Source organism: Clostridium sp. SHJSY1, from assembly GCF_031626875.1.
GTDB lineage: Bacteria > Bacillota > Clostridia > Clostridiales > Clostridiaceae > Clostridium.
This window is the reverse complement of sequence record NZ_JANDMF010000060.1, coordinates 18,163-27,410: the sequence shown is the minus strand read 5'-3', so window position 1 is coordinate 27,410 and position 9,248 is coordinate 18,163. Positions and strand designations below refer to the sequence as shown.

General features: G+C 27.1%; 9 protein-coding genes. All 9 read right to left on the bottom strand.

What is annotated here, in order from left to right; all coding sequences use genetic code 11:
• Nucleotides 1-90: 90 nt before the first annotated feature.
• A complete protein-coding gene (nagB, locus tag NNC19_RS20560) occupies nt 91-840 on the bottom strand; it encodes a glucosamine-6-phosphate deaminase (RefSeq protein WP_310940574.1) in 750 nt (249 codons plus the stop codon).
• 15 nt (nt 841-855) lie between these two features.
• Nucleotides 856-1,989 carry an N-acetylglucosamine-6-phosphate deacetylase gene (gene nagA, locus NNC19_RS20555; RefSeq protein WP_310940573.1) on the bottom strand — a complete coding sequence of 378 codons (1,134 nt, stop codon included), beginning with the start codon at nt 1,987-1,989 and terminating at the stop codon, nt 856-858.
• A 15-nt stretch (nt 1,990-2,004) separates the two neighbouring features.
• The gene (locus tag NNC19_RS20550) at nt 2,005-2,742 is read right to left on the bottom strand and encodes a GntR family transcriptional regulator (RefSeq protein ID WP_310940572.1); all 738 of its coding nucleotides are present in this window, start codon (nt 2,740-2,742) and stop codon (nt 2,005-2,007) included.
• 156 nt (nt 2,743-2,898) lie between these two features.
• Nucleotides 2,899-3,348, bottom strand: coding sequence for a hypothetical protein (locus tag NNC19_RS20545; protein ID WP_310940571.1), 450 nt, complete (start codon nt 3,346-3,348; stop codon nt 2,899-2,901).
• Nucleotides 3,349-3,361: 13 nt separating this feature from the next.
• Nucleotides 3,362-3,832 carry a hypothetical protein gene (locus NNC19_RS20540; protein ID WP_310940570.1) on the bottom strand — a complete coding sequence of 157 codons (471 nt, stop codon included), beginning with the start codon at nt 3,830-3,832 and terminating at the stop codon, nt 3,362-3,364.
• A 19-nt stretch (nt 3,833-3,851) separates the two neighbouring features.
• A complete protein-coding gene (locus tag NNC19_RS20535; RefSeq protein WP_310940569.1) occupies nt 3,852-6,287 on the bottom strand; it encodes a glutathionylspermidine synthase family protein in 2,436 nt (811 codons plus the stop codon).
• A 12-nt stretch (nt 6,288-6,299) separates the two neighbouring features.
• Complete coding sequence (locus NNC19_RS20530) at nt 6,300-6,629, bottom strand: hypothetical protein (protein WP_310940568.1); 330 nt, start codon at nt 6,627-6,629, stop codon at nt 6,300-6,302.
• 10 nt (nt 6,630-6,639) lie between these two features.
• Entirely contained in the window at nt 6,640-7,269 is a 630-nt protein-coding gene (locus NNC19_RS20525) for a hypothetical protein (protein ID WP_310940567.1), read from the bottom strand.
• A 163-nt stretch (nt 7,270-7,432) separates the two neighbouring features.
• Nucleotides 7,433-9,241 carry an oligoendopeptidase F gene (gene pepF / locus NNC19_RS20520; RefSeq protein ID WP_310940566.1) on the bottom strand — a complete coding sequence of 603 codons (1,809 nt, stop codon included), beginning with the start codon at nt 9,239-9,241 and terminating at the stop codon, nt 7,433-7,435.
• Nucleotides 9,242-9,248 lie beyond the last annotated feature (7 nt).

Genomic DNA, 9,248 nt, shown 5'->3' with positions numbered 1-9,248 from the left:
TATAACTGAAATATTCAATTGAATCTAATAATTATATTAAATCAGAATTATAGAAATTAGTTTTCGTGACTACTCATTCTTTTATTTTTTCTAAACTAATTTATAATCTGATTCATCTAACAAACCTGCTGCTTCTTTATCTAATATAAGCACAACATCTTTGTGAAGGTGAAGGATTGATGATGGTATTTCTGGTCTTATTTCTCCATAAATAGTATCATGTATAGCTTGAGCCTTGTTTTTTCCACTTGCTAAAAGCATAATTTTTTTACTTCTAAATATAGTTCCTATTCCCATAGTAACAGCTTTTTCTGGTACCTCATCTATACTTTTAAAATATCTTGAATTAGCTAATCTAGTAGATTCATCTAACTCTACTATATGTGTGATATTTTCAAAATTTTCAGTTGGTTCATTAAATCCTATGTGAGAATTATTTCCTATTCCAAGTACTTGTATATCTATTCCACCAGATGATTTTATACTTTCATCATAATTAATACATTCTTGTTCTATATCATCAGCCATTCCATTTGGTACTTTTGTGTTTTCTTTTTTAATATTTACATGATTAAAAAGATTTGTATCCATAAAATAACGATAACTTTGATTATTACTTGGATCTAGTCTGTAATATTCATCCAAATTAAAAGATTTCACTTGTGAAAAATCCACTAATCCTTTTTTGTGCATTTCAACTAGGTTTTCATACATTCCAACTGCAGTACCACCTGTTGCAAGCCCTAAAATTGAATTTGGATTTAATGTTATTTGACTTACTATCATTTGAGCTGCCATTTTGCTCATTGCATCATAATTTTCACAAACTAATATTCTCATAATATTTACCTCTTTCTATTTTTCAAAAATCTTTTTGCCTTCTGATATAGCAAGGTAGCAATTCATCTCTTCATCAAAAATTGATATATCTGCATCCTTACCAATTTCTAAGCTTCCTTTTTTATTATCCACTCCTATAGATTTTGCCGGATTTAAAGATGCCATATTTATAGCCTCGTAAAATGTTAAATTAGTATTTTTAAAGAAATTATAAACTGCTTTATTTAGCTTCAATATGCTTCCAGCTAAATTTCCACTCTTAAGTCTTGCAGCGTTACCTTTAACATATACATCTTGTCCTCCTAAATCGTATTTACCATCTCCCATTCCGCCTGCTCTCATGCTGTCTGTTATAAGAACTATCTTTTCCCTTCCTTTATTATTTAATACAAATTGAAACATTTCTTTGTTTACATGAACTTCATCTGCGATAATTTCACAATAAGTTCCATTCATAAGAGCAGCACCAACAACTCCTGGCTCTCGGTGACTTATAGGTGTCATCGCATTAAAAAGGTGAGTTATATTAGAAACTCCATAATCTATAGCTTTTTTGGCTATTTCGTAATTTCCACTACTATGTCCAATTGATAAAGTTATATTAGTATTTTTCTTTATCTCTTTTGTAAACTCTAGATTCTCATCTTCTTCTGGTGCATATGTTATTATTTTTATAATATCTATGTAATCTTTTACAAGCTCAAAATTAGGTTTTAATATATATTTATCATTTTGAGCTCCCTTATTTCCACCATTAATAAACGGCCCTTCCATATGAACACCCATTACTTTTGCACCATAAATATTTCTATTCATACATTCTTTTATATTTTCAAATGCTCTATATATATCACTTTTCCCCATAGTCATAGTTGTTGGTAAAAAGGATGTTACACCATTTTTGCAAATTCCTTTACTTATGGTTTCAATAGCTTCTACTGTACTATCCATGGTATCTGAATTACAATTCCCATGTATGTGAATGTCTATAAGTCCAGGTGATATATACATTCCTTTTGCATCTATTATCTCTTTACATTCACTTGGTACTTCTTCACAGATATCAATAATTTTTTCATCAAAAATCAATATCTTATTCTCTAAAATATCATTTTTTATTATTATCTTTCCATTAACTATAGCTTTCATATTTCACCTCCATGATTAATTTTCATGTAATATCACTTCATATTCATGTTTGTCACTTAAAAATATGGAACTAGTATATTCCATTACTTCTTCTTTATCTGTATAAACCACTCTATCTATCTTTAAAGCTAAAGTAGTTATATCTTGATTTAAAAGCTCAGCACTTTCTTTATCTAACATAATTGGTTTTATTACTTGTTCAGCTCTCTTTGCTTTATGGTGATATCTATCTCTATACAGATTATATAGTGAATTTTCTTCTATTAACTCTTTAGTTAAGTCATTACACATATCCTTAAGTATATAAGCAATTTCTATAGCAAAAGAATCTCCATCAATATATCTAATCCTCTTGATCCTGTAAATTAAAGAATTTTTATCACTTACCTTTAATTTTTCATTTATATAATCTGATTCATGGCCTAAGCTAAATTCTAAAATATCACTTTTTACCTTAAAACCTTTTGAATTCATAATTTCACTAAAACCCTGAAGTTTTTGAAAACTATGCTTTTTCTTTTTATATGAAACAAAAGTTCCCTTTCCTTGCTTCCTATCTAATAGACCTTCATTAACAAGATTTAATATAGCCTTATTTACAGTCATTCTACTTACATCTTGAATTTTACAAAGTTCCCTTTCAGACATCAAATAGTTTCCTTCACTTAGCTCTCCATTTTCTATCATATCTCTGATTATCACAGATAATTGTGTATGAAGTGGTATATCTAAGCTTTTATCTACCTTTTTCATCTTCTCATATCCCTTCTTTGGTATATACCAATTGGACTATACCATTATATTACTCCATGTATTTACGTGTGTCAATAATACAAATTTTAACTTAATAAAAAAAAAAATCAGAGGCAAGTAAAATTTTAATTACTTACCTCTTCTTAAAACTATTTCTTATATATTTTTAATAACTACTACACTTAATTTGTTTGTATTTATCAAATGTACATATTGATTGTCTTCTAAAACTATAAATTTGTTCATTCCAAATATAATCTCTTCTACTCTACCAAAATACTCCACTTCTACAGCTCTCTCTGAATTGTAGCTAGAAAAAGTATCATAAAGATATGCTGTTTCACTATTTGCATCAAATCCACTACTATACTTTTTAAATGTTACTACTGTTAAATCATCTAAATTTATATAATGTTTATACCCATCTCCAGTATAAACTAATTTATTATCAAGTACTTTGATAGTATTGTAATAATCACATTCTACCGTTACATCTGCTCTTGATTTATCGTACCCTGATAATGTTTCATATATATTTACTTCTGATAACATATCAGCAAACTCAACTTGTGAATTAGAGTCGTTTAATTTTCTTATATTAATCATACTACTTTCCCCTTTACTCATTTATTGAAACTTCTTTTGTTTTATCTTTAAGAGCATATACCTTATAAATATTCCTCTTAACAGTCTCTGAATCACTTACATTATAGGTTCTTTCATAAAACTCTACTTTACCTAATTTATCTTTAAAATCAACCTCCGTATTATCAGCATAAGTTACAAAACAATCTAAATCTGTTACCTCAACATCAACAGATTCTTTTTCAGAATCCTTAATCTTGAATCTATAATATGTTTTTTCTTTTGAGCTATTATATAGTTCTGAAAAATAATATCCTTCAACATCAACTAAATTAGCTTCACCTTTATATTCTTCAGTATAAGGAGGATACTCTAAAGTTTTGTTCCTAGTGCAACTATAAAAAATGATTCCTATTAGGATTACTGCTATAAAAATAAAAATATATTTCTTATTTGAAGTCTTTTTCTTTGCCAACTTTTTATTACTCAACTTTTTATTGCTCATTTTTTTATTTATCCCCCCATTATTTATCCTCTACAAAGGTAGGTACATACATGCAGCATATATCAGTTATTTCTGAACCTACTCTAGTGTATAATCCTGAAAATTCATTTCCACATACATAAGCTCCAAACACAGGATACTTGTTATTTAAGGTTTGAGAAAATATATATTCCTGAAATATATATCCTTCTTCAAAGTCCTCTATATTTTTTATATCTCTTGATAGGACAATGCCCTTGCCTTCTCTTGATAAAATTGGTTTTGCTAAGAAATCATTTGTCTTTATTTCTTTAAACTCTAATGTTGTATATGGAATATGTTTTTCTATAAGTTTAATTTCTTCTTCACTAAAAAAATTAAACTTCAATAGTTCATAAATTAAAGCAAAGAATATTTTGTTCTGAGATATAATACTATTTGTATTATTAAGTGAAATAACCTTATTGTTTTCTAAAGCTATTCTCAGTCTTCCTAAATCTTCTGTTTCCTCATATTCTAACCAATCTAAAGGATAATATCTAAAGATAGCATCAACTTCATTTCCATATAATGTTGTTTCCCCATCTTTACTAACTTTTAGATCATAAATATTGCCTAAAGTAACAGTGATGTTTTCAATTTCTTTAAAAATATTCTTTATTGTATTTATAGTATACCAGTCTTCATAGTACAAGCTTCCTACTATAGCAACACTTTTAATATTTTTAACTTTTGAATATTCCTCTATCATTCTATTAGTCTGCTTTAATAACTTTTCTTTAAAATCACTATTAATATTTATCAAATTCAATTTATTATCAAGTTTTTTTAATAACTCCTCATTTATATATGCAGTTTCACATGTTCCTGCTGGAGTTTCTGAATTAATCTCAACTACTTTCCATGTTCCATCATTCTCTAAAATCCAATCCATTCTTCCAAGTAAACATAATTCTTCAGTATTAGAGTTCTTTATTATCTCTTCTAAATAACCTAAATTCAAAACATCCTTATATAATGAAATATTATTTTTAACAAAACTTTGTGATTTTTTAAATATTTCTGCCATTCTATTTGTAAGATATTTCAATTCTTCATATTTTTCTTTATCTAATATCAAAGGATTTGTGTTTATATATTTTGAAGTTCTAGAGTAATTCCCACAAAATCCATGCTTTAATAAAGAACCAACAAAACTTCTATAATCCACATCTGTACTAGCAATTTTAAAATATTCTTTCCTTTTTAAAATTGGAGTTACCCATGTTTCTTCTTCCTCAGTTAAATAGGTAGAATTGATTCTTACACAAGTTCCTATATACTCTTTTAAGGATATAAAAACCCCTAAATTAGCAAAAGCTTTTTCTCTATAGTTAAAAGCTCCATCAAAATATGGAATTACATCTTCTCTTATCTCACAAAATTCCTGCAAAATAAAATACTTCCCATTTTGAATACACTGAATTGCATATGATACACATTCAGCCCATTCTTCATCTGAATATAATTTTCCTATAAATACATCTATACTGTATCTGCCATACACTGGCTTAATTACCCACTTATCTTTATTCTGGATAGCAAGTTTTATATTATTCATATCTAATAATTCAGTATAAGGTAAACTCTTTCTTATTACCTCCATTTCCTTATTGGATAATCTTGAATCATTATTTTTTACTAATTTCCATAGATAAGTGTAAAGATTTTTACACTGACCAATAATTACTCTAGGGTCATTTAATAAAAGTAATTTTCCTTTTTGAAATAAATCAAGCATTTTTGAAAAACAATTAACTTCTTTTAAATACTCTGTAGGATATAATCTAATCACCACATCTATTTTTTCTCCAAAAGAATGTATTGAATCATCCTTATATTGAAAATTAGTGTTATTACATACTATAAATTTAAATTTCTCATTTTCAAATATACTTTTGAACAGCATCATTACATGGGTTTCTTCTGGTCTAGAAGAAGAACATAATAGAGCTATGATTATTTTTTCTTTATCTTCGAAATAACTTTCACAAATGCTATAAAGATTATTTTTTAGTTTTTTTAAAAAGCCATTATTTATATTATCTTCACTATTAACTAAAGATTCCATAATCATTATTTCTCTTTGTGCACAAGGCTTATCATAATTTAACTCACTATAAAAAACTCCTGTGCCATCATTTCTAACAAATCCATCATATCTTGTCCAAAGTAATGGTGCTAATGGATTCTTTAATTCTAATATTTCTTTTTTATATGGGAAATCAGGCATGTATGGTACTAAATCTTTAAATTGATCATTTATCCCTTCTATGATTCTAATAACAAGATTATTTAAAGTTGTACCAGTTTCTTTGAAATCATAATAATATCTATTTTCTAAATAAAAAGGTTCTCTTGTGAAAATATCATGATTTCTTGTAGAATGAACCATATGATATTTAAATAGTAGTTCGTTTATAAACCTCTTATCCAAATTCTTTTTCTCCTAACCTGTAAAACTAGTGGACTTTGAAGAACTATATTTATTCTCAGATGCTGATGCACTAGATTTTTTAGTTGACCAACTCTTCCATCCTGTATTAGTTGATTTATCAAAGTGACTATTACCACTACCAGAAACGTAGAAAAATGAATGACCATAATATCCCCCCCTAAAGATATTATCATTTTCAGCTTCTTCATCCTCTTTATCTTGTTTTTGCACTGTTTCTTTAAAATCATCATATTTTGAATTTGTACACCCCATAAGTACAGATCCTCCACTTATAGCCATAACAGTTGCCATTGTTAAAGACACTATTTTTTTGTTTTTCATTTTTTTCCCCCTATTTACTATCTAAATTTATAAAAGTCATATCAATTTTTTCTTCTTTTAAATAATCTAAATATTTTTGTATGTCCTCTTTAATATTATTTCTATATATAAATATTAATTTATCTATATTCATCATTTTAAGCACTTCAACATGAGGCAATTCTTCTTCTGTTATCTCATATTGATTATTAAATATAAGTGGATTTAAATAGTCATCAGTATTTTTATATCTGCTATTATCTAATATAAAACAATATGATTTTACATTTTCAATATTCTTAAAATTTAAAGAATAATTAACTATTTTATTATGAATTATGTTATTACCAACTAGCCCATAGTCATGAGCTATATGATTAAAAGATAAAATAGGCTTTATATCTAAATCATTATTTAACATAATACTAAAGTCTAAATTTTCTTCTGGATCAAGATCACTAATTAAAAATGTACTTCTCAAATCACTATTTATTTTAGATTTTAGCTTCTCAAAATTATTTTTATTGATTTCATCCATATGAAAATCTATATCATTAAAATCTGCTGTAGATAATGAAGCCAAGGTTGTACTCTTTACATAACACTCAAAAATATTACTATTTTCACACCAATTATTGTAGCTCTCTATAAATTTATCCAATATTATTAATCACCCTACTTTTCCCCTATTTTTCTTGAATTTATAGAGGTTATTATATCACAATTTTTTATGTATTTCATTGGCTTAAAAATGCCAAAACCGTACATAGAATTTATGTACGGTCAATCTTATTTCATATTTAGTGTAATATTTCATCCTTGCTTTAATTCTCTAGTTCTCTCGTTAATTTTTCTATATCATCTATAATATTTCCAATATAATCAATTGTGTCAAGCAAAGGCTTTTCTGTAGTAATATCTACTTTAGCCATTTTAGACAACTCAACTGGAGTTTTTGTTCCTCCAGCTTTAAGTACTGTTCTCCAATCATCTATAGCTAGTTTTCCCTCTTTTAAAATTCTCTTACTTACTTCTGTTGCTATAGTTAGCCCAGCACTATAAGTATATGAATATAATCCATTGTAATAATGTGGTTGTCTCATCCAAGTTAATTCTGCTCCATCTATTATTTTTACATCATCACCCCAGAACTTTTCTAGTACACCTCTTTTTATTTCATTTAAAGTTGTAGCTTGAATACTTCCACCTTTATCTACTATATTGTATACTTCCCTTTGATAAGCAGCTTCCAATAGATGAGTTACAAAATTATGATAATAAGTGCGCCCTATTATAGAAGATAAAACCCATCTTCTAAATCTTGGTTCATCATTTATTTTCATAAGATAATTTGCCATTAACATTTCATTCATGGTTGAGGGAGATTCTACAAAATATAAGGATACATCTACTCCAAATATATTTTGACTATTATTGCATAAATAGAAATGTCCTGTATGCCCAAGTTCATGTGCTAGTGTAAATACTTCTCTCATCTTTTCAGTCCAAGATATTAGAATGTAAGGATGACTTCCATATGGTGCTTCACAAAATGCCCCTGTTGATTTTCCTTTATTTTGAGCAAAATCAATCCATCTTTCATCATAAGCTTTTTTTATCATGCCTAAATAATCTTCACCTAATATAGATAGTGCTCCTTCAATATATTTTTTAGATTCTTCCACAGTTACATTTGGTTCATATTCTGGATCTACTGAAAGCTTTAAATCTGCAAAAGTCATTTCATCCAAGTTATGAATCTTTTTTATGAGTCTTGCATATTTTCTCATATGAGGAGCTAGTTTCTCCATTATCAAATCAATTTGTCTATTATAAAGACCTCTATCTACCTTTTGGGAAAATAATAGACTATCTATAACAGAATCAAAACCTCTTAAGTTAGCTATTATTTTCTCCTTTTGCACTTGTGTTTGATATGCAGCTGCTATAGTATTTTGATACTCTCTTAGTTTAGATGAAAAAGATTCAAATGCAGCTCTACGAATCTTTGTATTATTTTCATATTCCCACTCATTTTCAAAAAGCCCAAAGTCAAGAGGATATTCAGTTCCATCTACATAAAAACTATCAAAATGCATATCTGAAAGTTTAGCTTTCTCATATATATTATATGGTGATTCTAATATTCCATTTAAAGAAGCTAATACTCTTTCTGTATCTGGATGAAGAGCATGCGGTTTCCTTCTTTTTATTTCATTTAAATAATATTTATTTTCTTCTGATTCATTTATAGCATCATTTATTATATTTTCTTCGCATTGTATAATCTCACTATTTATAAAACTAAGCTTACTATCTATATCAGATATTACATTCATTATTTTCATAGCTCTATCTTGATTTTCATTATTTGTATGATCAACAGCAACTGATAAATTTGAATAGATTATAGTGAGATCTCTAATTTCTTTTACTTTTCTAAATCTCTCTAAACATTCATTAATTGTTTTAGAATTATTTAGTTTTCCTTTATAATTTCTTTCTATTTCTAAAGTTATATTTCTTAATTCACTTATTGCTGAATTAAATTCTTCTTCTCTTTTATAAATATCTGACAAATCCCATGTTAGTGATTTATCTATATCCTTTCTTTCTTTTAGAATTTTCCCCATTTAAAAT

Bases quoted from the DNA above. Each gene is read 5' to 3' on its own strand.
- NNC19_RS20545 (WP_310940571.1), bottom strand. From the start codon at position 3,348: ATGATTAATATAAGAAAATTAAACGACTCTAATTCACAAGTTGAGTTT.
- NNC19_RS20540 (WP_310940570.1), bottom strand. From the start codon at position 3,832: ATGAGCAATAAAAAGTTGAGTAATAAAAAGTTGGCAAAGAAAAAGACT.
- pepF (WP_310940566.1), bottom strand. From the start codon at position 9,241: ATGGGGAAAATTCTAAAAGAAAGAAAGGATATAGATAAATCACTAACA.
- NNC19_RS20550 (WP_310940572.1), bottom strand. From the start codon at position 2,742: ATGAAAAAGGTAGATAAAAGCTTAGATATACCACTTCATACACAATTA.
- nagB (WP_310940574.1), bottom strand. From the start codon at position 840: ATGAGAATATTAGTTTGTGAAAATTATGATGCAATGAGCAAAATGGCA.
- NNC19_RS20530 (WP_310940568.1), bottom strand. From the start codon at position 6,629: ATGAAAAACAAAAAAATAGTGTCTTTAACAATGGCAACTGTTATGGCT.
- nagA (WP_310940573.1), bottom strand. From the start codon at position 1,989: ATGAAAGCTATAGTTAATGGAAAGATAATAATAAAAAATGATATTTTA.